At 37.2% G+C, this 24358-nt stretch carries 25 protein-coding genes and 1 riboswitch; of the genes, 12 read left to right on the forward strand and 13 right to left on the reverse strand.

All coding sequences use genetic code 11. From position 1 onward, the window contains the following. Positions 1–94: 94 nt before the first annotated feature. From tssD to namA, 3 genes are all read right to left on the reverse strand, one after another. Complete coding sequence (tssD, locus tag SB679_RS12125) at positions 95–499, reverse strand: type VI secretion system tube protein TssD (protein WP_410702582.1); 405 nt, start codon at positions 497–499, stop codon at positions 95–97. Between the two features lie 317 nt (positions 500–816). Then, the gene (locus tag SB679_RS12130; protein ID WP_410702583.1) at positions 817–1110 is read right to left on the reverse strand and encodes a DUF2752 domain-containing protein; all 294 of its coding nucleotides are present in this window, start codon (positions 1108–1110) and stop codon (positions 817–819) included. Between the two features lie 24 nt (positions 1111–1134). Then, complete coding sequence (namA, locus tag SB679_RS12135) at positions 1135–2187, reverse strand: NADPH dehydrogenase NamA (protein WP_410702584.1); 1053 nt, start codon at positions 2185–2187, stop codon at positions 1135–1137. A gap of 103 nt (positions 2188–2290) precedes the next feature. On the opposite strand from namA, the gene cdd reads away from it, so the two are divergent. The 3 genes from cdd to SB679_RS12150 all read left to right on the forward strand — a co-directional run bounded on the left by cdd (position 2291) and on the right by SB679_RS12150 (position 5993). Then, positions 2291–2773 carry a cytidine deaminase gene (gene cdd / locus SB679_RS12140; RefSeq protein ID WP_410702585.1) on the forward strand — a complete coding sequence of 161 codons (483 nt, stop codon included), beginning with the start codon at positions 2291–2293 and terminating at the stop codon, positions 2771–2773. A gap of 114 nt (positions 2774–2887) precedes the next feature. Then, a riboswitch (cobalamin riboswitch) is annotated at positions 2888–3065 on the forward strand. Positions 3066–3096: 31 nt separating this feature from the next. Further along, on the forward strand, positions 3097–4929 hold the full coding sequence (locus SB679_RS12145; RefSeq protein WP_410702586.1) for a TonB-dependent receptor plug domain-containing protein: 1833 nt from the start codon (positions 3097–3099) through the stop codon (positions 4927–4929). 11 nt (positions 4930–4940) lie between these two features. Next, positions 4941–5993 (forward strand): hypothetical protein, encoded by a 1053-nt coding sequence (locus SB679_RS12150; protein WP_410702587.1) that lies wholly within the window; start codon positions 4941–4943, stop codon positions 5991–5993. Between the two features lie 163 nt (positions 5994–6156). Here the strand turns inward: SB679_RS12150 and SB679_RS12155 are convergent, their stop codons facing one another. From SB679_RS12155 to SB679_RS12195, 9 genes are all read right to left on the reverse strand, one after another. Beyond that, positions 6157–7575: a CCA tRNA nucleotidyltransferase gene (locus SB679_RS12155; protein WP_410702588.1), complete on the reverse strand. Its 1419-nt coding sequence runs from the start codon at positions 7573–7575 to the stop codon at positions 6157–6159. A 168-nt stretch (positions 7576–7743) separates the two neighbouring features. Further along, entirely contained in the window at positions 7744–8292 is a 549-nt protein-coding gene (locus SB679_RS12160) for an L-threonylcarbamoyladenylate synthase (RefSeq protein ID WP_034710130.1), read from the reverse strand. Between the two features lie 160 nt (positions 8293–8452). Then, positions 8453–9025: a hypothetical protein gene (locus SB679_RS12165; RefSeq protein ID WP_410702589.1), complete on the reverse strand. Its 573-nt coding sequence runs from the start codon at positions 9023–9025 to the stop codon at positions 8453–8455. 25 nt (positions 9026–9050) lie between these two features. Next, the gene (locus SB679_RS12170) at positions 9051–9551 is read right to left on the reverse strand and encodes a DinB family protein (protein WP_410702590.1); all 501 of its coding nucleotides are present in this window, start codon (positions 9549–9551) and stop codon (positions 9051–9053) included. Between the two features lie 33 nt (positions 9552–9584). Continuing rightward, entirely contained in the window at positions 9585–10037 is a 453-nt protein-coding gene (locus tag SB679_RS12175) for a GNAT family N-acetyltransferase (protein WP_410702591.1), read from the reverse strand. A 5-nt stretch (positions 10038–10042) separates the two neighbouring features. Next, a complete protein-coding gene (locus SB679_RS12180; protein ID WP_410702592.1) occupies positions 10043–10525 on the reverse strand; it encodes a DUF4440 domain-containing protein in 483 nt (160 codons plus the stop codon). Between the two features lie 21 nt (positions 10526–10546). Then, entirely contained in the window at positions 10547–11686 is a 1140-nt protein-coding gene (locus SB679_RS12185; protein WP_410702593.1) for a cystathionine gamma-synthase, read from the reverse strand. 90 nt (positions 11687–11776) lie between these two features. Next, positions 11777–12103: a gliding motility protein GldC gene (gene gldC / locus SB679_RS12190; protein ID WP_034710124.1), complete on the reverse strand. Its 327-nt coding sequence runs from the start codon at positions 12101–12103 to the stop codon at positions 11777–11779. Between the two features lie 30 nt (positions 12104–12133). Further along, positions 12134–13120 carry a gliding motility protein GldB gene (locus SB679_RS12195; protein WP_410702594.1) on the reverse strand — a complete coding sequence of 329 codons (987 nt, stop codon included), beginning with the start codon at positions 13118–13120 and terminating at the stop codon, positions 12134–12136. 56 nt (positions 13121–13176) lie between these two features. Here SB679_RS12195 and SB679_RS12200 point away from each other — a divergent pair, with 56 nt between their 5' ends. The 7 genes from SB679_RS12200 to SB679_RS12230 all read left to right on the forward strand — a co-directional run bounded on the left by SB679_RS12200 (position 13177) and on the right by SB679_RS12230 (position 19992). Beyond that, a complete protein-coding gene (locus SB679_RS12200) occupies positions 13177–13809 on the forward strand; it encodes a leucine-rich repeat domain-containing protein (RefSeq protein WP_410702596.1) in 633 nt (210 codons plus the stop codon). Positions 13810–14006: 197 nt separating this feature from the next. Beyond that, positions 14007–14801 carry an NAD(+) synthase gene (nadE, locus tag SB679_RS12205; RefSeq protein WP_410702597.1) on the forward strand — a complete coding sequence of 265 codons (795 nt, stop codon included), beginning with the start codon at positions 14007–14009 and terminating at the stop codon, positions 14799–14801. Between the two features lie 245 nt (positions 14802–15046). Then, entirely contained in the window at positions 15047–15565 is a 519-nt protein-coding gene (locus SB679_RS12210) for a ribonuclease domain-containing protein (RefSeq protein WP_410702598.1), read from the forward strand. A 108-nt stretch (positions 15566–15673) separates the two neighbouring features. Continuing rightward, complete coding sequence (locus tag SB679_RS12215) at positions 15674–15994, forward strand: barstar family protein (protein WP_410702599.1); 321 nt, start codon at positions 15674–15676, stop codon at positions 15992–15994. A gap of 117 nt (positions 15995–16111) precedes the next feature. Beyond that, positions 16112–17359: a hypothetical protein gene (locus SB679_RS12220; protein WP_410702600.1), complete on the forward strand. Its 1248-nt coding sequence runs from the start codon at positions 16112–16114 to the stop codon at positions 17357–17359. A 73-nt stretch (positions 17360–17432) separates the two neighbouring features. Beyond that, positions 17433–18680: a hypothetical protein gene (locus SB679_RS12225; protein ID WP_410702601.1), complete on the forward strand. Its 1248-nt coding sequence runs from the start codon at positions 17433–17435 to the stop codon at positions 18678–18680. 64 nt (positions 18681–18744) lie between these two features. After that, positions 18745–19992 (forward strand): hypothetical protein, encoded by a 1248-nt coding sequence (locus tag SB679_RS12230; protein WP_410702602.1) that lies wholly within the window; start codon positions 18745–18747, stop codon positions 19990–19992. Positions 19993–20078: 86 nt separating this feature from the next. Here SB679_RS12230 and SB679_RS12235 read toward each other — a convergent pair whose 3' ends face one another. Next, the gene (locus tag SB679_RS12235; protein WP_410702603.1) at positions 20079–21392 is read right to left on the reverse strand and encodes a T9SS type A sorting domain-containing protein; all 1314 of its coding nucleotides are present in this window, start codon (positions 21390–21392) and stop codon (positions 20079–20081) included. A 149-nt stretch (positions 21393–21541) separates the two neighbouring features. Here SB679_RS12235 and SB679_RS12240 point away from each other — a divergent pair, with 149 nt between their 5' ends. Together SB679_RS12240 and SB679_RS12245 are read left to right on the forward strand one after the other, a co-directional pair. Further along, complete coding sequence (locus SB679_RS12240) at positions 21542–23197, forward strand: helix-turn-helix domain-containing protein (RefSeq protein WP_410702605.1); 1656 nt, start codon at positions 21542–21544, stop codon at positions 23195–23197. Further along, positions 23194–24324 carry a hypothetical protein gene (locus SB679_RS12245; protein ID WP_410702606.1) on the forward strand — a complete coding sequence of 377 codons (1131 nt, stop codon included), beginning with the start codon at positions 23194–23196 and terminating at the stop codon, positions 24322–24324. The genes SB679_RS12240 and SB679_RS12245 overlap by 4 nt, the downstream gene beginning before the upstream one ends. The last annotated feature ends 34 nt before the right edge of the window (positions 24325–24358 follow it).

A 24358-nucleotide genomic window follows, 5' to 3' on the forward strand; every position in this document is an offset into this window, starting at 1 on the left:
AACAAAATTCCCCTTCAGAAAGTGCACTTTCATAACAGGTAAAAAAAGACCGTCTTAAAGGACAGTCTTTTTTGATATTGCTACTCCTGTGAACCTAGCTGGATGGCCAAAGTCCTTTGAAAGCTGAGTTTCCGTAGTTGATTTCTTCGGCACTGATCACAAAACTGATCAGCATGCTGTTGCTGTCTACTGCGTCAAAGTCTACTTCATGCTGGATAACGTATCCGTTTTCCCAGTTTAAAGTAATCAATGTTCCTTCTTCATGAGATTTATTGAAAGTAACTTCTCCGCTTGTCGGTTTATATTTTCCGTTCAGTAAACTCTCCAGAATATCAGATTTTTCCGTTGCCTCGACTGTTAATTTTATAATCGCGTTAGATGGGTCTGATGCTACACGTCCTGATACGTCTGTAGATCTAGATACGCTGTAATTAAGCTTTAATAGCTTTTGACCCTCGCCTCCATTGAATTTTAAGATTCCTCTTGAGTTTGCTGCCATATTGGTAAATTTTAATCATTAAAGATTATAGTATTCATAAGATTGGTATAGCAAAGATAGCTTTCAGGGTTTAGTATAAAAATTTTTTACTGATTATTTTATATTTTGTAGTAATTCTACGACTTTTTTCATCAATAACTGATTTAGTGTTAAAAAATATAAACCTTATTTAAGAGTTGAAAGTTATTTTTTAACATTCATTATTATATCAAAAATTACGTCTACTTTTACGAACATATATCAATACAATGATTCAGGATCTAATTGTAAGCTAAAAAAACCGCCAGAAGCGGTTTTTAGTATTTATATTGATCATTTTAATAGCTGCCCAGATGGAAATATTTGTAATAATAGGATATAATCATAAAGATGACATTGAAGACGGCAGCCAGCAGTAAAGCATTTCCGTATTTCCTTTTTTTGTCAATGAAGCTTACTCCAACCATTCCAAAAAAAATCAACAGGGTATAAACGGCAGGGAACAAATGAAATGCTTCAGAAAATCGACCTTCCAATACCATGACTATAGCTCTTTGAGCGCCACAACCAAAGCATTCTATTCCCAGGAATTTTTTGCTGGGACAGGTCAGCATGAAGTCTTCAATTTTCATTTTTCCGCTTGTTCAATGTAAATTTTAGGAAGAAATTTTCGCTCTTAAATATTGGTGTGGAAAAAAGCATTCTTCTTTCATTTCAAAAGAGCCCTGTACCGCAATATAAGGATTTCTTAAGATTTCCCTTGCTACAAATATAAGGTCTGCCTCTCCTTTTTGAAGGATCTCTTCTGCCTGCTCGGCATTCGTAATTAATCCTACAGCTCCGGTTTTCACCCCGCCATTATTTTTTACCTGAGATGAAAAAGGAACCTGATACCCTTCAAAAACAGAAATTTTCGCCCCATGAATATTCCCGCCGCTTGAAACATCCACTAAATCCACAGCATGATCTTTCAGTATTTCAGCTAATTTGACACTATCCTGAACATCCCAGCCGTTTTCAGCATATTCCGTTCCGGAAATCCTTACAAATAATGCAGTGTTTTCACTAAGTTCTTCATTCACCGAATCCACGATTTCCAGCAAAAACCGAATCCTGTTTTCAAAACTTCCGCCATACTCGTCCGTTCTTACATTGGAAAGAGGTGATAAAAACTGATGAACCAAATAGCCATGAGCTCCATGAATTTCAATGACATCAAAACCAGCTTGTACAGCTCTTTTTGCGGCATCTTTAAAATTCTGAACTAATTCTTTGATTTCTTCAACGCTCAACACGTGCGGAATTCTTTCTGTAGGATGGTAAGGAATCGGGCTTGGTGCAATGGTCTCCCAGCCTTCTTCAATAGGAATCTGAAGATTATTCCACGTTGACCCCTTTCTACCCGCGTGAGCAATCTGAATCCCAATTTTGCTTTCTGACCTGTTGTGGACGAATTCTACAATTTTCTGCAGTTTTCCTGCCTGCTCATCATTCCAGATTCCCATGCAATGGTTGGTAATTCGTCCGCGTGGTTCTACGCCAGTAGCTTCAACCATAATTAAACCTGTACCGCCTTGCGACCGGCTTCCGTAGTGTACGAAATGAAAATCATTGGCGATACCGTTTTCACAAGAATACATGCACATGGGAGACATTACCCATCGGTTTTTAAGCTCTACGTTTCTGAATTTTATTGGCGTATATAACATATTATTTTTTTGAAATTTAATAGAGATACCGGAAGAATAAAATAATATTGCCCACCTGAGTAAAAAGAGCTAATTTTATCCCCCTTTTTTAGGCCTACAATATATGAAAAAAGACATACAGATCGGTTACGAATATTTTAAAAATAGCAGTGAACTGAATGATATCGAGAAAAAATTATTCGAAACAGCAAAACAGGCCCGTGAAAACGCTTATGCACCTTATTCTCAGTTTTTTGTAGGATGTGCTGTCCTGCTGGAAAACGGAGAAATATATTCCGGAAACAATCAGGAGAATGCCGCTTTTCCATCCGGGCTTTGTGCTGAGAGAACAGCGCTCTTTTGGATAGGAGCCAATTTTCCTACGGTGAAAATCAAAAAGATTTTCGTGGTGGGCGGTCCCAAGGAGTTTCATGAGAAAAATCCTCCAATCCCGCCATGTGGTGCATGCCGCCAGAGTTTAATGGAATATGAAACGAAACAAAACGAGAATATTGACCTTTATTTTTCAAGCATGAATGAGGAAGTGGTAAAAGTACATTCTATTAAAGATCTTTTGCCTTTCTATTTTGATGCGACGTTTTTGTAAGGCAAACTGGCACTTATTTCACCTCTGCTATCTCTGTAAACAGAGGTAAAACATAGCTGCAGCGTTGAAAATTAGCGGTTCAGTATTGCCTTTTGTCTAATACATTTAAAAACTTATCTTTACAAAAATTTTGGTTTCCAGCATATTTGGAATTAATAGGGAATTGGGTGTAAACCCCAAACTGTCCCCGCAACTGTAAATCGCAACAAGAAATTCTACGAAAAACCACTGTACATACGGGAAGGTGTAGAAAGCGAAAGTCAGGAGACCTGCCAGAATTATAATTAAAAAATATATTGCTTTCGGAGGAAAAGTAAAATAGTATGGATATAAAAAGATCTTTAGTACTGCTTTTGTCGTCTTATGGTTGCTTTCTTTCCGGACAGGAGAAAGGGATCGATACTGTTTATATTTTCGACAGTCAAATGAACAGAGTGAAGCTTTTTCATAAGGTGAACACTCTTACCCTTGAAGACGCAGAGAAAAATTCCACCAATCTTTCTGAACTTTTACGTTTCCAGACTCCGGTATATATTAAGGAAAACGGACGTGGTGCAGTTTCTTCGCCTTCTTTTAGGGGAACTACGGCTCAACAAACGGCTTTTGTATGGAACGGAATCAGTATTAATTCTAATTTTCTGGGTCAGGGAGATGTCAACAATATTCCTTTGTTTGGATATGACCAGCTTGATATAAAAGCAGGTGGCGGAAGTGTCATTTATGGCAGCGGTGCTATTGGGGGAAGCATCCATCTTAACAATAATCTGGATTTCAATAAAGGTTTTCATACTTCTTTATTTTCTGAAGCGGCTTCATTTGGTACTTTTACTCATTTTATCAAAGGTTCCTACAGTAATGATAAATTAAGTATTAAAGTTACAGGAAATCATTCCATCAGTGAGAATGATTATGAGGTGAAAGAAGCCCGAAACTATATCAATCAGAACGGAAAATATTTTAATACGACTTTTAATATTGCCGGTGCTTATAAAGTGGCTCCTCATCATCAGATTTCCTGGATTTCTGAATTTTTTAATGGAAATCAGAATTATCCGGTACTTTTTGAAAGTGAAACCAAAACAAAATACGAAACCCAAAATATCAGAAGTCTTCTTTCCTGGGACTGGAATCAGTCAAAGTTCAGCAATTCATTTAAGGCTGCTTACACGGAAGAGAATTTTCAATATTTTGCCAACGTCAATGGACCTGCTACAAGTGGCGGGATAGGAAAAAATTATATTGTAAAAAATGATTTCAATTATTTCCTGAGTCCAAAATGGAATGTGAATGTCATCGGTGAATTTCAGGTGAATAAAGCTGAAGGTACGGGAACTTCCCAGATTTCTAAGGTGAGCAGAAATGTAGGTTCTGTAGCGGGATTGCTTCGCTATTTTGCGGCATCAGATCTGCGTTTTGAAGCGGGTGTAAAAAAGGATTTTGTAGAGGGAATCAGTTCTCCTGTTTTGTTTTCTTTTTCAGGAAAATGGAATGCTGCAACATGGTACAGCACGGAGCTTAATATTTCCAGGAATTTCAGATTTCCTTCTTTCAATGACCTGTACTGGCAGCCGGGAGGAAATAAGGATTTGAAACCCGAAACTTCTTATCAGGCTGATCTGAGCAATCATTTTATAGTATCAGATTTTAAAATTACCGTAACGCCTTATTATATGAAGATCCGTGATCTGATTAGCTGGCAGCAGACTCAATTTGGGTATTATGCTCCTTTTAATACTCATAAGGTAGAGTCTTACGGATTGGAATCGCAGGTAGAATATGCCCGAAAATTCGGGAAACAAAGCCTGAAATCAAGTATAGGATATACATATTCAAAATCGATCAATCTTGAAAATAAAAAGCAACTGATGTATGTTCCTCTCCATAAGATTTTTGGAAATGTTGATTATCAGTATGACTTTATGAGGATCTATGTACAGGGAATGTTCAACGGGCTTACGTACACTGATACAGAAGAAAAAAGAAGTGACGCGCTGGATCCGTATTTTGTAATGAATGCAGGGATTTCAGGAACATTTCTTAAAAAATATACGGTTGGATTCAAGGTGAATAATATTTTTAATGAAATCTATTACACCATGGCTTCTTATCCGCTGCCAAAGAGGAATTACAGTGTGAATTTAAATATCAACTTTTAAAATAAATTATAATGAATATCAGAAAAATTTTACCTTTTGTATTTGCTTCGGCACTTTTTTTCAATGTTGCTTGTAGCAATGATGATGAAACTGTAGCCACCGCTACAACGTATGAAAACGGAGTTCTTATCTCTAATGAAGGAGGTTTCTCAAGTCCGACTTCTGAGGTTTCTTTTATTAGCAATAACTGGGGGAATGTATATAACGGAATCTATGCAGCCAACAATAGTAATGAAGTGTTAGGTAAGGTTTTTCAAACGATAGGCTTCAGCGGAAATTATGCTTATCTGGTTTGTAATATTCCCAATAAAATTGAAATTGTAAACCGATACAGCTTTAAAAAGGTTTCTACAGTAACGAGTAATCTTGATAACCCGAGATATATTGCATTTTCCGGAGCTCAATATTATGTAACCAACAACGATTACGCGAGTGTACATAAACTGAATGTTTACAACAGCGACAATTCTTTTGTAAAGAGCATCAATTTTGACAGAGCAGCTGAAAAAGTAGTAGAGGCCAACGGAAGCATCGTGGTACAGACTGACGGTGTAACATATGCTCCAGGCGAAACTGCAACAGGATATACCATCTCTATTGTAAAGCCATCCACCAATGTAGTTGACAAGACTGTAACTCTTCCAAGCAACGGAATTATCAGAGATCTTGTTTCTTATAATGGTAATGCATATGCATTGGCTTCTGACAATACCAATTCTTATATTTATAAGATCAATACTACAGACGGAACTGCTGCTGCAACAACTCTTACTGCCATTCCACAGGCTCAGAAATTAAGAATTAGCAATAACACTTTGTATTTTTCAACTGGCGACAATAAAGTTTACAGCATGGCTTTAGGTTCTACAACCGTTCCTACTACCCCTCTGTTCACGGCACCAACAGGAACTTTATATGGATTTGATATCATCGATAGTAACATCTATGTTTCTACTACTAATTTTACATCTGATAGCAAGATCAACATTTATAACAGCAGTACAGGAGCATTGTTAAAAACATTCACTGCAGGAATTGCAACGAACGGTTTTTATAAAAACTAAATCTACGCTTCGGCGTTTATATAATTTTTTATTTTTTTTCATCATTTGTGTTTTTTTCCGGGCGGCTTCTTCGAAGTCGTCCGGATTTCTTTTATAAGCTGATATAAAAAAAACGGCCGGATCAATGATCCGGCCGTTTTTATGTTGTATTATACATTTTTATTTACACTTGTAATCCCAGTTTTTCAGCTTCTGCAATCACAAATTTTGTTGCCGCTTCTTTCTCGTTCGGGATCTCGCCTTCCAAAATGGCTTCTTTTACTTTTTCTTTTAAAATTCCAATTTCGCGGCCAGGTTTAAGGGCAAACATTTCCATGATCTCTTCCCCTGAAATAGGCGGCTGGAAGTTTCTTACCTGATCTTTTTCTTCTACTTCTTTGATCTTAACCGCTACATATTCAAAGTTTTTCTTGAATCTTTCCTGCTTTCTGGAGTTTTTGGTGGTAATATCGGCTTTACAAAGTGTGAAAAGATCTTCCAGGTCTTCACCAGCATCGAATAACAGCCTTCTTAATGCAGAATCTGAGGCATCATCTGTGATTAAAGCAATAGGACGAGACGAAAGTTTCACCATTTTCTGAACATACTTCATATCGGGTCCTAATGGCAGTTTTAATCGTTGGAAGAGCATTTTTGTCATTTTTGAACCTAAAAATTCATGACCATGAAATGTCCAGCCTGTTCCTTCAACAAATTTCTTCGTAGGTGCTTTTCCGATATCATGAAGCAATGCCGACCAGCGAAGCCAAAGGTTGTCTGTATTTTTCGAAATATTGTCTAGCACCTCCAGTGTATGGTAGAAATTGTCTTTATGGGTTTGTCCTTCTACTTCTTCAATTCCTTTTAATTCTATTAATTCAGGGATGATCAGTTGTAAAAGTCCGGTCTCTTCCATCAGTCCTAAACCGATAGAAGGTTTTTCAGAAAGCATAATTTTATTAAATTCAACCATTACCCGTTCCATGGAAACAATCTTGATTCTTTCTGCTTCCTGCTGTATAGCCGATAATGATTTTTCTTCAATGGTAAACTGCAAGGTAGAAGCAAAACGGATGGCCCGCATCATTCTCAACGGATCATCAGAATAGGTTTGAGCAGGTTCCAGGGGTGTTCTTAAGATGCCTTTCTGAAGATCTTCCACCCCATTAAAAGGATCGATAAGTTCTCCAAAATTATCTTTATTTAAAGAGATGGCCATCGCATTGATCGTAAAATCTCTTCGTTTCTGATCATCTTCCAGCGTTCCACCTTCTACTTCCGGCTTTCGACTGTTTTCTGTGTAACTTTCTTTTCTTGCTCCTACAAATTCAAGTTCCAGATCTTTGTATTTGATCATTGCAGTTCCGTAGGTTTTAAAAACAGATACTTTCAGCTTCGGGTCAATTTCACTGGCAACACTTTGAGCCAGTTCAATACCGCTCTGTTCAGTAACAAAATCAATATCAGTAGAGGCTTTTCTTTTCATCAGTAAATCACGAACATATCCACCCACAATGTATGCAGACTGGTTATTTTTCGAGGCTACCTCAGAAATGATTTTGAAAAGTTTTAAATTTCTATTTTGATTAAGATTAATGAACATGTTTATTATGTAGAGGTTAGAATTTAAGTTTCAGATCCCTACGGAGTTGTATACTCTTTATTGATCTGACGCATAACCGTTAAGGAATCAAGAGATCAAGCGTTGCTTACTATTCTTACATGCCTTAGCGGTTGAATGATCCTGCAAAGATAATTAAAATCTTTTCTTTTACTCGCGGAGAATCTTTATTCTGTTGTCACTCCATATTTTAATGACTGAAGAGCCTGAATATTTTGAAACTTTTTCTCTATCCTCTTCCACCGCATAGTCTACCACATCAATAATTTCTTTAGAAATATCAGAAAATTTCAACGGGCTTTTATCTCCGCTAAAATTGGCGGAAGTAGAAACCAAAGGTCTGTTTAATTTGGTGATCAGTTTTTTACAAAAGTCGGTTTTTACCAAGCGAATTCCTATACTTCCGTCTTCTGCCAACAGTTCTTTGGGCAACCCTTTTGGATTTTCATAGACAATCGTTACCGGTTTTTCACTTACATCAATAATCTGCCACGCCATTTCGGGAACGTCTACCAGATCCTGCAGCCTCTTTTCAGTTTCCACTAAAATGATCATGGATTTGTTTTTCTCCCTTTTTTTGATGTCATAAATTTTATTGATGGCTTCAACGTTGGTCGCATCACACCCAATTCCCCAGATGGTGTCTGTAGGATAAAGGATTGTTCCGCCGGATTTTAATATTTCGATAATGTTTTCCATAATATAATGAGTCTTACCTCCATTTGCAAAAATAAAAAATGAATTTTAAAAAATGGGTTAAAAGCCATTTCTATTGAATATTATATTTTGAAACATCCCTATTTATTTTCCATTATTTTCTAATATTATATAGGATAGGATTTATGTAAAGTTAATTGAATTAACCATGAAACAATGAACTAAAATAGCCTGTATTGGTATTTTTCGTCTTATTTAATGTTTTTTTTAAATCCAGTCTGGTAAGATGTTGAGAAAGTAATACAGGTGCATTTATTTTTGCCCCCTCTTTTATTAAAGTATAGAGAATTGCGTCATCTTTAAAAAAAATAATGGTAGTCATTTCATGATGTCCTGAATTATATACATCTGTAGGCTCGTTAAAAAATATTAAGTCATTTGAAATTTTAGAAATCCTATAATTATATTTTTTACCATACTCTAGAATTCTCTGTTTTGCGTCTTCTTTGTGTATATTGAATTTTATTTCTTTTAATGTTTTTTCTGTTGCTTTGCAATAAAGACCGTAGAAACTAAAGCTTATGACGGAAATCAAGATAATATATTCTAAACTATTATTCTTAGATGGCGTTATTTCCCCAAACAAAATTACTGAGATTACAATAAGTGATATGAAAGCCAAATAAATGGTAAATGTATCTAATTTGTCCAGATAGTTTTCATCAAAAACCAGTTTTCGGTATTTGATACTTTCGGTAATTTCTAAATTTTTCAATCTACGCATGACATTCGCAAATCATTTATCCCGGAAGATATCTTTCTTCTATAATATGTAAGTGATGGAAATTGTGTCCTACAATCAGTTTTCCGACTGTTTCTACTGCGATTTCATTTCCGTTGGCAATTCCTGTGTTGTGTAACGCTTTTGGATGCATCGTTTCCAGTAATATCTGAGATGATCTTCTTACTGTTTTATATTCTTCCAGTAGAGATTCCAGGGTTCTTTCGTTGGCAAATGAATTGTCTGCGTATTCATTTTCGTCGAAGCCGGGTAATGCAGCCTGATCTCCTCTTGCAAAGGATAAAGCCCGAAATTGAAACACTCTTTCCGTATCTGATAAATGCAGCAATAATTCTTTCAGAGTCCATTTTCCTTCACTGTACGCAAAATGAGACTGCTCTTCGGTAAGCTTAGTATAAATATCTACGGTTTTCTCTCCTGATTTTTTCAATTCTTCTAACCAGTTTTCGGAAGGAATCTCATCAAGATATCTTTGAATATATTTTTGAAAATCTGACATGTTTATAATACGTTATACATGATTAGTAGTTAATTAATTTTCCGGATTGGTCCATTCATAAAAGTTGACAGAATCATACAATTCAAAACCACATGACGGGTACAGCTGGTTGCCAATATCATTATTTTTTCCTGTTTCCAGTAAAATACCGGCAGCCTTCGAAGATCTGCATAAAGTTTTGGCTTCTTCGATCAAAGCTTTAGAATATCCTTTTCCTCTATGGTTTTCATTAACGTAGAGATCATTCAGCAGCCAGTAACGGCACATTCTTGTTGAAGAAAATAAGGGATATAACTGCACAAAACCGACTAGACTTCCGTTGTCTTCTGTTACAAAAATTTCTGAATCTTTGCTTTCTATTCTTTCCTTTAAGAATAATTCAGCACCTGAAACATCTGATTCTTTATGATAGAAAATCCTGTATTGATCAAATAATTCTGCTAATTGAGGTACATCCTGAACAGTTGCTTTTCTGGTATTACTCATGATGGTTATAAATGATGGTCATAGCTTAGTACTCTTTTCATTTTCCAGTCTTTGCCATCCAAAATCCATAAAATGGTAAATTTCGCACGACTGCCTTTATTCCATTTTCCTTTATCAAGTTCAGCAAAATCATGTTCTCCTTCCTGAATGAAAGCATACAGAACATTATTGTTGTACAATGGATACACTTTCATGCTGTTGGGAACAAGTTCGCGTCTTACTTTATTAGGATTACCACAAATATTATTTTTGATGGAAATTGTAAAAGCCTCTTTTCCTGAAGTAATTCCTCCTTTGTCATGATAAAATTCCAGATCATCGCTGACGATGGAATCATAATGAGAAAGATCGCATTTATTAAAGCCGATATCAAATATCAGACTGTCGAGCTTTTTTGCTGTTTTATACAGCTCGTCAGTTGGTTTAACCTGAGCATATACCATCTGACTGAAGAAACCCAGAATAATTAAAAGTTGAATCTTTCTCATTATAATATGTTTAGTAAATGGTTAAGAAAAAGCTTTTTCCAGATCTGCAATCAGATCCTCTGCATCTTCGATTCCAACGCTTAGACGAACTAAATCATCTGTAATGCCTAATTCTGCACGTTTTTCAGCAGGAATTGAAGCATGCGTCATCAAAGCAGGATGATTGGCCAAAGATTCTACTCCACCTAATGATTCAGCTAGTGTGAAAACTCTTACTTTTTCTAAAAACTTCACGGCATCTTCTTTTTTCCCTGATTTAAAAGTAAATGAAACCATTCCTCCAAATTCTTTCATCTGAGATTTTGCAAGCTCATACTGAGGATGAGATTCTAATCCCGGAAAAATTACTTTGTCTACTAAAGGATGAGTTTCCAGATATCTTGCTACCTTCAATCCGTTATCGGAATGTCTCTGCATTCTCAAGGCTAAAGTTTTAATTCCTCTCAATACCAAATAAGAATCATGTGGTCCTAAAATACCACCGCTTGCAAATTGAATAAAGTGAAGTTGTTCTCCTAATTCTGTATCTTTAGCAATAAGCGCACCTGCAATAACATCAGAGTGTCCACCTAAGTATTTTGTAGCAGAGTGCATCACAATGTCTGCGCCTAAATCAATCGGTCTTTGGATATAAGGAGTTGCAAATGTATTGTCTACCGCTACCAGGATATTTTTCCCTTTTGCAATTTCCACTACTGCTTTGATGTCTACCAGTTTCATCAATGGGTTGGTTGGCGTTTCTATCCAGATCAATTTTGTTTTGTCGGTAAGAACTTCAGCAATTTTAGAAACATCATCAAAATTCACGAACGTAAATTTCAACTGATATTTTTCAAAAAGTCTGGTGAACATTCTGTACGTTCCGCCATATAAATCATCTACTGCAACAACTTCATCTCCCGGATTTAATAATTTCAACACACAGTCGATGGCTGCAAGTCCTGAACCGAACGCCAATCCTCTGGCTCCATTTTCAATACTTGCCAGAGAGTCTTCCAATGCCTGTCTGGTAGGATTGGCTGCTCTTGAATATTCATAACCGGAATGTACTCCCGGACTTTTTTGTGCAAATGTAGAGGTTAAAAATACAGGAACATTTACCGATCCTGTAGCAGATTCATGATGCTGCCCTCCGTGAATAACTTTTGTATTAAAATTCATGATTTAAAATTTAACAATTTAATAGTGTAACAACTTAACAATAATAATGCCTTTCATCAGTCACTATTAAATTGCTGTAGTGTTATATTTTTACATTTTAATCGCAGACTTGATGGCAAATTCTTCAGCAATTTCTTCCAACCACTGTGCTACATCTTCTTCACCCGTTGCTCTTTGATAGGTACTTCCTAAAGATACCATAATCTGGTGGATAAACATCTTCATTTGATCTACCGGCATTTCTTTGGTCCATAAATCGATTCTTAATGCTTCCATAGCCTTATCATCCCAAACGGAAATCATCGTAGCTTTGGTTTCTTCTTTTTCAACACCCCCATCCTGTGCGTTCCAGGTAATGCTTTCAGGGATGTGATTTTCATCCAATTCTACGTCTATCGTTATTTGAGTCTTTCTCATTTTTTCTATTTTTTCTAAATTGTATACTATTTATTCTTTTAACTTTGGTTTATATCCTGATTGATTAAAAATTACGGTAGCATCCATTTTCAGGAAGTCTGTAAGTTTTGTTTCAGGTTTTTCTTCCATGTATTTTTTACACATCTGCCACCCGGTAAAAATTCCAATCTGTGGAGAAGATTCGTTGTCGATCTCCGTATAAAATTTTGAAAATGGTCCCGGCGTGATGAAACGCTCTTCCAGCCTGTGGTCATCTCCAAAAAGCAAATTACTTTCCACAAAATAATTCCAGATATTCGCTTCATTTGCTTTCGCCCATTCATACTGTTTTTGGGTATAGTTGATTTTAAGATAATCAGGAACATCCGGTAAAAAGGCATCCTGAAGGATCATGATTTTTCCATTAAGGACGATCTGATCTATAAATTTCTGGTGGTCAGGAGATGCTGTCACAATATTTTCAGCAAAAAGGCGGGAAACTTTAGGAACAATATTCTGTGGGTTCATCGATTTCTGAAAATACATTTCCAGGCCTTTGTAATTGGCATTTCCATCTCCCATAAAGCCGGTGATATCGATGAACAAAAGATTCCCCTTTTCATCATAAAAAATAGGGTCCTGAATCATCTGCAATGCTGATGAAAACAAATATACCTTAGGACTCTTAAATTTCGGAAAATAATACTTGATATGGGAAAACAAATCCTGTAATTCCTTTTGAAGTTTATTCTGGTCTATTTTAGCAGCAGCTTCTTTATAGATTTTAATTTCTGCTTCATCTCCTCTTCTTTTTTCAAAATCTGCATCGGAAACCGTTCCCTGAAACCATGGAAATTTAGCTTTAAACTGATCCAGCGGCATATTCTGGCTGTAAAATTCTTTTGAAATATCCGTAATTTCAACTTTTTCAGCTGTATTTTTCACTTCTACTTTCCATTGGTTTTCAGGTTCTTTTTTGCAAGAATTTAATCCTAAAACTAAAAGAGAAGAAAGCGTAATAATTCTAAAAATCTTCATTATTTTTACATGGAATTTATGTTTTACAAAAATAAGGATTAAAAACACAATTAATAATGAAAAATAAAATATTTGCAATCCTCTGCCTTATTTCTGGTCTTTCTCTTTTCTACGGACAAAAACTCGACTTTAAAGATAAAAATCTTGAAAAGGCCGTTCTGGAAAATTTTGATTTGAATAAAAGTGGATCTATCGAGCAGTTGGAAGCAAATCGGGTAACCAATTTATTTTTGGTACAGAAAGGTATTACCTCAACAGACGATCTCGTATTTTTCAAAAATGTGAAAATGATCATGCTGGATGACAACGGCATTTCGAATGTAATCATTAAGAATATGGATCATCTGGAGCTGTTTTCATGTACAGGCTGTAAAATCTCAAAATTTGAAGCAGAAAACCTTAAAAGCCTGGCATCACTCTATCTCGACAACAATCTGCTTGAAAATATTTCGTTACGAGCAACTCCCAGAATTGATCAGCTAACGGTATCTTTAAATAAATTAAAAACAATTGACCTGGCAATGCTTAAAAATTTAAGAAAATTGAATGTTGAGCATAATCAAATCCAGAAACTCGATGTCTCCGGAAATCCAAGCCTGCAGACTTTAAATGTAGGAGGGAACAAGATGAAAGAATCTGATATAAAAAAAGGAATGAAAACTGACTTTACGGTTTTTGGAGCTGAATAATAATTTAGACACAAGAAATCAGATATCAGAATTTTACAAATTAAAAATAATTATCCTCAATCTGGTTAGGAAAAAACCAGTAATTTTGACCTCACTTTTTAGGGAATCTAAAAAGAAAATTATCTGATAAGGGATTAAAAATATAAAGGGATATATATATTATCCTGTAAAATTTGAAATAGATTAAAAAATAAACAATGCAGACACAAAAAGTAATTGATCATATTGTAAGCTGGCTAAAAGATTATGCTAAAAAAGCAAATGTAAATGGATATGTATTAGGCGTTTCCGGAGGAGTGGACTCAGGAGTTGTTTCTACTCTGGCTGCTATGACAGGCTTAAAAACATTATTAATAGAAATGCCGATCCGCCAGAAAGAAGATCAGGTAAACCGTGCTTGGGAACATATGAATGATTTGAAATCCAGATTCCCGAATGTAGAAACCATGTCTGTTAATCTAACGCCTGCCTTCGAAGAGCTATATAAAACCTTTGATGTACAGGAAGAAATTTATCCTAATGAAAAGTTAGCTTTCGCCAATACAAGATCTCGTCTGAGAATGCTTACTTTATACTATTATGGGCAGCTTAACGGACTTTTGGTATGCGGAACAGGAAATAAAGTGGAAGATTTCGGAATTGGATTTTACACCAAATATGGAGACGGCGGTGTAGATGTCTCTCCTATTGCTGATCTATACAAAACCGAAGTATACACGCTTGCAAAAGCATTAAATCTGGTGAAAAATATTCAGGAAGCAATTCCTACAGACGGACTTTGGGACGTAGACAGAACCGATGAACAACAGATTGGCGCCACTTATCCTGAGCTGGAAAAAATCCAGAAAGAATATGGAACGAAAACCGCTGATGATTATGAAGGTCGTGATAAAGAGGTATTCTTGATTTTCGACAGAATGCACAAAGCTGCAAGACACAAAATCGATCCAATCCCGGTATGTGATATTCCTGAAGAATGGAGAAACGATTAAGATGGGAAAAGTGAATTGTGAATGGTCAATTTTTTAATTCACAATTGATTGTTGACATTTTGCTCTTAGAAAAATAAAAGTGAATGGTCAATAGTCAATTTTTTAATTCACAACTCACCATTGACATTTCACTGTTGGCTATTAATGATATGGAAAATAAAAGTGAATAGTAACCGGTCAATTTTTAATTCACCATTGACAATTGACAATTGACATTGCCCCCTTTCACCCTTGATAATAACGATATGAATAGTAAAATAAGATCTCTGTTTTTCATCTGTTTAGGACTTCTTTTTGGAATGTCTGCCATGTACGTTTATAATAATTTTATAGCGGATAAAAAGAATGATCGCAATCCTGTAACAACAGAAGCTGGCAGTTTAGGAAGCATTTCTGCAGAAGATCAAAATACCGGAAGTTCCTCGGCGGGTCAACAGTCAATTGAAAAATTAACGGAAGAAAAAACCGTCATCAGTTATGTAAAACAGCAGCACCGGCTGCCCGACTATTATATCACAAAAAATGAAGCAAGAAATGAAGGCTGGAATCCATCAAAAGGGAATCTTTGTGAAGCCCTTCCGGGAAAAGCAATTGGTGGTGACAAATTCAGCAACAGAGAAAGAAGACTTCCGGATGGTGAAAAATACTTTGAGGCAGATGTGAATTATCAATGCGGCGGAAGAAATGCAGACCGGATCATCTTTACAAAAGAAGGCGATGTGTACCTGACCAAAAACCATTATAAGAGTTTTGAGAAACAGTAATTAATAAGTCATTGCGAGATTGAAAATATCATGGATGTTTTTTTGAGATTGCTTCGTCACTTCGTTCCTCGCAATGACAAAAAATGATTAAATAATAAATAACAGAATATGAAAACAATATATATCGATTTTACAGACATAGGCGACTACGAAGACTTTTACGCGCAATTAAAGGAGAAGATAACGCTGCCGGAATATTTCGGCGATAATCTTGATGCGCTGTCTGACATCATTACCGGAGGACTGGAAATGCCCCTTCACCTTGAATTCGTCAATATGACGGTAGACCAATTGGAGATGTTTGAAGATCTGCTGGCTACGCTTGAAGATGCGGAAGATGAAATGGAAGACTTTAGTTTCACTTATTATCTTGAGCAGTATGAGGATGGAGAAGGCGATGAAATCGAGGATACGGAGGAAAATGAATAATTAAAAACATCAATACCAATAGTTTAATAGAATATTATTCTCTTTTTAGTTTGTTTTATAAATAAAAGATCAATATTTGCAACCTAGCAATTATCAATCTACACGTTAAACTAAACCATGAAAAGAGTACAACTTTCTCTTATATTCCTATTTGCGAATTTCACACTCATTATTGCACAAGTTGGCATTAATAATCCATTCCCTGCTTCCACACTGGATATTAGTGCCAGAAATTCTACCGGAACTTCCACTGATACAGATGGACTGTTAGTTCCCAGAGTAGACTGGCAGAGAGCACAAAATATGTCTGGAGTTCCCGTATCCACGCTGATTTATATCAACAGTGTCGCTACGGGAACATTAACCGGCACCGCAGCCCTCATCGATTCAGCAGGTTATTATTATTTTAATGGAACGGTATGGACAAAACTTATTACTTCACAGAACATTTATAATGTTGACGGAGCTTTATCGGACACACGAACGGTAACGACCAACGGAAATCCTGTAACGTTCATCAACGGGGCAAACATCATAAAAATAATCACTTCTGCAACGGAAGGAGCCTGGTCTGCCAACAGCTCATCAAGAGGATGGTTAAATCTGGTCGGAGGCTCAGCCAATCTTGATTATTTTGTAAATACTACCGGCGCACAGCTCGTTTCTTCCGGAAATTCTACTCAATTAAGCATCGGATCTACCAATGCCAGCCCGCTTGTGTTAAAAACAAACGGAATCGAAAGGCTTACCATTCTAAGTGATGGAAATGTAGGTATAGGAACATCCGCACCCCATACAAAACTGGAAATTTCTTCTGATACAGCCAATACTTCTGGCACAAGATTTACGAACCTTAACTCTGCTTCGCCCATCAGCACCGGACAGACTTTGGGAGTGGATGCTGCAGGAAATGTAATTACACTCGTCAACCCATCACCTGCCAGCGTGACTACCGCCTCTGTAAACAGTACGACAGGATCGAGTTTTAATGTCAATGACACTACTGTGGTCATAGTACCGGGAACTTCACAGTCTGTGAGTATTCCTGCTGGTGGGAAAGCCTTATTTATCAATTTTATGCTGGGAATAGATTATGGCAGCAACCCTACTGGAAGCGGTTCTTCTTATTATGAAGCAAGGCTGTATATAGACGGCGCTGCTACAGATTGTTATATGCGTACCCAGGAATACGGGCCCGGTGGATACAGCGCACAATTCAGTTTTAATACGGTGAAATTTCTTACAGCCGGAAATCATACGATCGATGTAAGGATGACAAGAACTTTTAATAATGGAGTTGCTTCAGGGGTTAATATGCTTTGCATCCCGATTTCTATGTCATTGAATGCAACCTATTTGAATTAATGTCAACAAAAAGACTGACTTAACCACTATTATTCTTACAGTAAAAATGAAAATCCGTTTTAAAACATTCTCTATGAAAAGTATTCAACTTTCTATCATACTGACTTTTGCTGCTTGTTCTTTACCTTTCGCACAAATCGGGATCAATACCACCACCCCTCTCTCTACTTTAGATATCAATGCTAAAAACCCTACAGGAACTGCTTCTGAGGTAGATGGGATATTGGTGCCCAGAGTAGACAGACAAAGAGCACAAAGTATGACTGGTATTCCCATATCTACCATGATCTACGTTAATACCATTGCTACTGGTACACAAACCGGAACGGCTGTCAATATAGATGCACCGGGCTATTACTACTATAGCGGGACTTCCTGGATTAAATTAAATCCTTCTGTTAATATATATACTTCAAATGGTACTCTAAGCAGCTTCAGATCGGTAACAACCCAAGGAAATCCTATTAATTTTGTCAACGGAACCACTACAGCTAGTATTATCAGCAGTGAAACTGAAGGTGGATTTTCCGCAAACGGATCTGCAAGAGGTACCGTAAGCTTATCTTCAGACACAAATACAGTCAACACGTATACAGAGCATGGCAACGCAACGCAGCTCAATGCTGCAGGAACGACTCCAAAATTCAGTATGGGAACGACCAACTCTACTCCTCTTGTTCTTAAAACCAACAACTCAGAACGACTGACTCTATTGAGTAACGGAAATGTAGGTATTGGTACTATTACTCCTAATACAGCTTTAGAATTAACTTCAGGAACAGCCAATATATCCGGTTTAAGGTTTACCAATCTTACTTCTGCCACCCCCATAGCTGCCGGCCAGGCATTGGGTGTAGATACAACCGGAAATGTGGTAACTGTTGCCAATCCCAGCCCAACAAGCGTAAGTACTTTTTCTGTGAACAGTACTACTGAAGCTAACTTTAATGTGAGTGATCTCATGGCAACGGTTGTATCAGGAACATCCCAATCCGTTACTATTCCCACTAGCGGTAAAGCCTTATTTATCAATTGTATGCTTGGGGTAGATTATATCAGTACACCTGACGGAAGCGGAACGGCTTATTATGAAGCACGGTTATATATAGACGGAGTGCCCACAGACTGTTATATGCGTGCTCAGGAAGTAGGAATCAGTACCAATGCATTTTTCAGCATCAGTACCATTAAGTTTCTGACCGCAGGAAATCATACGATTGATGTAAGAATGCAGAGAACATTCAATAATGGAACAACTTCCGGTGCCAATATGCTTTGCACCCCAATTTCAATGTCATTCAATGCTTCTTATTTAAACTAAGTTTTACCCAAATAGGATAAAGCAATATAAATATTGTAATCCTTCATTATCTTAAACATCCTCCATGAAAAGATTTCAACTTTCAGTCTTATTTTTGTTTACGGGAATTGTATTTGCTATAGCCCAAACGGGAATTAATATCAGCCTACCCTCTTCAACCCTTGATATTACTGCAAAAAATGCCACCGGCCCCGGTACTGCCGTTGACGGATTGCTCATCCCAAGAGTAGACCGGCAAAGAGCGCAAAGTATGACCGGCATTCCCAATTCAACATTGATTTATGTAAACAGTATTGCAACAGGAACATTAACAGGAACTGCCTCCAATATAGATGCTGTGGGGTATTATTATTTCAACGGAACAGCCTGGACAAAATTAGGGCTATCCTCCAATATCTATAACTCGAATGGTGTACTGACAGGTGCAAGAACGATTACCACCAATGGAAATCCTTTACTTTTCACCAATGAAAATACCAATCTCGCCATTGTGACCAGCTCAGGCTTGGGAACCCTTGCTGCAAGCGGTTCTACCAAAGGATCTATGACCTTAACCGGAGGATCTGCCAATCTGGATATGCATGTAGATGATGCCAACCAGGCACAGGTAAATTCTTACGGAAACTCAACCAAACTGAGTCTGGGGACTATGAATACCGCTCCACTTACTTTAAAAACCAATGACATAGAAAAAGTCACTTTATTAAGCAACGGAAATATCGGTATAGGCATAGCAGCTCCCAATACAAAATTCGAAATAGCTTCAGGAATAGCGAATGTTTCTGGATTAAGGCTGACGAATCTTACCTCAGCGACTCCAATAGGTACAGGACAGTCTATAGGCGTTGATTCCGCAGGAAATATAATCACCGTTGCCAATCCAACGCCTGCCAGTATCAATACGGCTGCTGTGAACAGTACTACCGGCGCCGATTTTAATGTTAATGATCTTACAGCTGCTATCGTAACCGGTACCTCTCAATCTGTTACAGTCCCGGCCGGTGGTAAAACATTATTCATTAATTTCATGCTTGGAGTAGATTATGTAGGAATTCCCGCAGGAGGCGGACAAGCCACCTATGAGGCAAGATTATATATTGACGGGATCGCCACAGACTGTTATCTCCGAACGCAGGAAACAACAGCAGGAACCAGTACGCAATTTACCATCAACACGGTAAAATTCCTTACTGCAGGAAATCATACTTTGGATATAAGAATGATCAGAGCGGTAAATAACGGAACATCATCCGGGATCAATATGCCCTGCAGGCCTATTTCCATGTCTTTTAACGCTTCTTATATCAATTAAAACAATCTAAATCCTAAAATACAAAACTCGCAGATTTCTCTGCGAGTTTATGGTCTAAGTCTTTTTAAGTGCGTCTAATTTAATTTTTACTGTTTGATGAATTTATGATTGTGTGAAACTTCCCCTTTCACGAACACATGCAGTATATAATTCCCTTTTGACAGGGAGGATACATCAATTCTGTCTTCCCCAGAATTGAATGTTTTTACTTTTTGACCGACCATATTGTATATTTCAGCTTTCTCAATGCTGTTAATTCCTTTGATGTAAATAATGTCTTTCGCAGGATTAGGATAAATGGATATATTATTACCCTGTTTACCATTTTCTCTGGTAGAAAGAAACTCCGACAGATCAAGATAAAATGCAACGATCTGTCCGGATGCATTAGTTCCTACTCCCGCAATTTTTTTCCCGTCCCCGGATATTGCCAGTGGCAGCGACATCGTAACCCCTTGCGTATTGATTCCCAAGCCAGCCGCATAATCATTCAGATTGATACGCCCTGCTGCCGAGGTCCATATAAAGCCCTCTCCAGACATCGGGGGTGCCGCGAATGGCCTGAAAAAGCCGACTACTCTTCTGCCATCAGCAGAAATTCCCGTTGCCCCGCCTCTGAAGAAGGCAGAGGAATTTGGATGTGTTATATAAACAAGGCCTGCTGTAGCACTCCAAACATAAGGATTGGGCATTGCAGCGCCTATAATTGTATTTCCGTCAGCAGAAACGCCTCCCGCTTCGCCTACATTATCACCATTACCATCTGTGATAAAGCTTTCTACTCCATTTACCCATTTTGCCCCGCTTCTGGTTCCGTTATCTTCATCCTGCCATCCTACAATCACGGTACCATCGGTATTTACAGCATTGGCTCTCGAACTTCTTCCAGCAATTATGCTTCCCAAATCTGTTACACCATTTACGGCATCCCATTTTACAGCATGAGCACTTCCTGCCGTAAGCCAGCCCAGCCCCACAATGGTATTTCCATCAGCTGTCATTCCCCAAGTGGAACTTACACTTCCGTCCCATCCTGTAGGAACAAGGCCTCCATGATTGGTCCAGGCTGCAGTGCCGGTATCATACGTCGCTATTTCATTAAAATTGGTGTTGGGATTCGTCACCGAAGACGCTATTTTAGTTCCATCACCAGAAATAAGAGTCCTGCCTGCTGCAGGATATCCATTCGTAAGATTTCCAATCTGAACCAGACCGTTTGCAGCATCCCATTTAAAGATCCCGCCTCCACTCGTATGCATACTTAAGACTCCATTATCAGAGATACTTCCTACCGTATAATTTCCCACGCCCATCACGGTAAGCTGCGCACCCATATCTGAAAAACCAAACAGCGCACAAGCATATAAAGTTTTCAATGAAAGGTTGTAAATTTTTTTCATGTTTCTTTGGGGTTATTATTTTGAATTGGTGGAAACAATATTAATATTATATTTGGCATTTCAAAAGGGTTAGACTTACATAATTCGTGAAATTCAAAAGAACAAATAATATAAATCATTAAAAAACAAACCTATACAAAAACTCTACTTTGAAGACAGATCATAAGGATACGGAAGGAAAAATCAACAAAAATGTTTTTTTTCATAAGAAGATATTGAAAAAGAACATACAATTACTGATTATACTGCTATGCTCAGTTTTTATTAATGGCCAATCGGGTCCTGATTTTAGCATCTTATCAGACAAAGCTTTTCAGAAATTATATCAGAATCCCGATGATTGCATCAGCTATTCCCAGAGCTTACTGATCAGCGACCAGAATATCGAACACAGAATAGTTTTGCAAAATATCATCTCACAGGCCTATGCAATGAAAGGAGATTATGTACAATCCGTCAATACATACAGCCAAAAGGAAGACTCCGGAGAAAGAGAAAATCTTTCTTATTTTTTACAGGTATTTGGCGACTATAATCTTGCAGATCAATATCAGAATCTGGATTTATACAACCAGTCAACAAGAATAATTTCCAATTTGCTGGCTGATCAGAGATTATTGAAAAGTGATGATGCGAAATTAAAAATAACCACCGCTAAACTTTATCAGCTTCAGGCCCTTAATTTTGGACTGAACAGAAATTATCCGGCAGCTTTAGAAAACCTGGCAAAAAGTGATCAATATCTTGGTTCCGGCAACCAGGAAAATCTGATTCTCGACATTGAAAATAAGATCTTTAAAGCGTTATATCTGATGAGGTCAAATCATTTAGAAGACGCCCGATCCCTTTTAGAATCTGCTTTACTTTTTACAGAAAACAAAACGGATTACGCCTATCTTCAGGCAATGGTTCATGAAAGTCTTTCCCGCTATTATTTTTTAAAGCAAGAATACACAACTGCTGTAATCCATTTGGAAAAAGCATTAACGAAGGTTCAGAATCTTCCTTACAGTGATTTGAAATCAAAAATTTACGAATCGTTATCCAAGAATTATTTTGCACTGCATAATGATGAAAAATACCATGAATACAACAAGTATTACACGGAGATACAAGCAAAACTAGACTCCAATACGAGAGAAGGTATTCGTTATATTATAAAGCTGGTAGAAGCTAATCAAACCAAAAACCTGGAATTTCAGGAGCAGAATGAATCAAAAAAAATAAAGGTATTAGCTTCCATTTTTTCTCTTCTCATCATTATTTTAATCGTTTATTTTTTATTCTTAACTAATAAAAATAAAGAGGTAAAAAAACAGTCTGAGTTCTTTGAGAAACAAAAAAAATGGGAAGAGGACATTCAGATTCAGCCAACAGATCCAGTTAAAGAAACTGTATTTTCAGCAGAAAAAAGTCCGGAAAAAGATGCGAACAAGATTTCTAAAGAAAAAGAAGATGAAATTCTCTTAAAGCTGGCCGAATGGGAAAAATCTGACCGCTACCTCAACAAAAGCATGTCGATATCGATGCTTTCTGCGCAGATGGGCATCAATACCAAATATCTTTCTGAAGTCATCAACAACAGCAAAGGCAAAAATTTCAATGGCTACATCAATGATTTAAGGATCAACCATATAGCCCATTTGTTAAAAACGGATCCTGTGTATCTTAATTATAAGGTTAGTTATCTGGCAGAATATGGCGGATTTTCCTCGCACAGTGCGTTTACCACTGTTTTCAAATCGGTAACCGGCATGTCTCCCAATACCTATATCCAGGAAATAAGTAAAAGCAATACGTTATGAAATTAGCTTTAAAAATAGTTACCGTCTTATTTTTGATGGTCTTATCACCTCTTTCCGGACAGAAGATATCAGATGATTCTCTGATGCAAAAAGCACGAATAGAGATTTATGATAATCCCGACAATGCGATCAACATCTGTAAAACCCTGTTCAAAAGAGAAAAAGATATCAATAACCAGATCAGTATCCTTCTTCTTATTTCTACTGCCAATATCGCCAAAAGAGATTTCGACCAATCCCTGCAATATATTGTAAAAGCTAAAGAATTGGCATTACAGACCAATGATCTCAAAACCCAGATTAAAGTTCTGATTTCAGCAGCCGTCCAGTACCAGCAGATGGAACTTTTCAGTAAAAGTCTTGAAACTCTTAATGAGGTTGAAACGTATATCGCAAAACTTCCGGACGAAGCCCCTGAAAAGCATTCTGAAAGCGGAAGAAGCTATGCCATCCGGGGAATGATCTATAAAAGCCAGTCGAATCCTGAGATTGCCTTAGAAAAACTGCTTATTTCTATCCGGCACTTTGAAAAAGTAATAACCAGGGAAGGGACCTATGCCAATATCAGTGTTGTTTTTTATAATATCGGCTACTGCTATATTAAACTCAATCAACTGGAAAAAGCCCACCAGGCATTCCTACAGTCGATGGATTTTGCAAAAAAAAATCAGGCGAAAAGCTTAGAAGCGTTTGCATTAAAAGGTATGGCTGAGGTTTATAAACAAAAAAGAGAAAATGAAACGGCTTTGAAACTGCTTATTCAGGCAGAAGATCTTTGCAAAAATACGGGTGATTTAACTCTTAATGAAGGTATTTATAAAGAAATGGCTGAAAATTATTTGGCACTGGGACAACCGGCATTTTATCAAAAATACAATAAGAAATATTTTGAAATGCGCTTTCAGAGGGCACAGAATGAATTGAAATCCATCAACCATGCGATCAACAATCACAACAGAGAAACATTGATGAAAAGCAGGGAACTGACTTCACATTATCGTTTTCTTACAGCAATCATCGTTGGGTTAAGCCTATTGATCATTGGAGTATTATTATTCTTCATTGTTAAAGTGAGGAAAAAGAATATAAAGTTCCAGAAACACATCCAGCAGATCATCCGATCCTAGCATTTATTTAATCAAAAAAAACACCCCTAAGAGG

Source organism: Chryseobacterium sp. SIMBA_029, from assembly GCF_046535275.1.
Classification (GTDB): Bacteria; Bacteroidota; Bacteroidia; order Flavobacteriales; family Weeksellaceae; genus Chryseobacterium.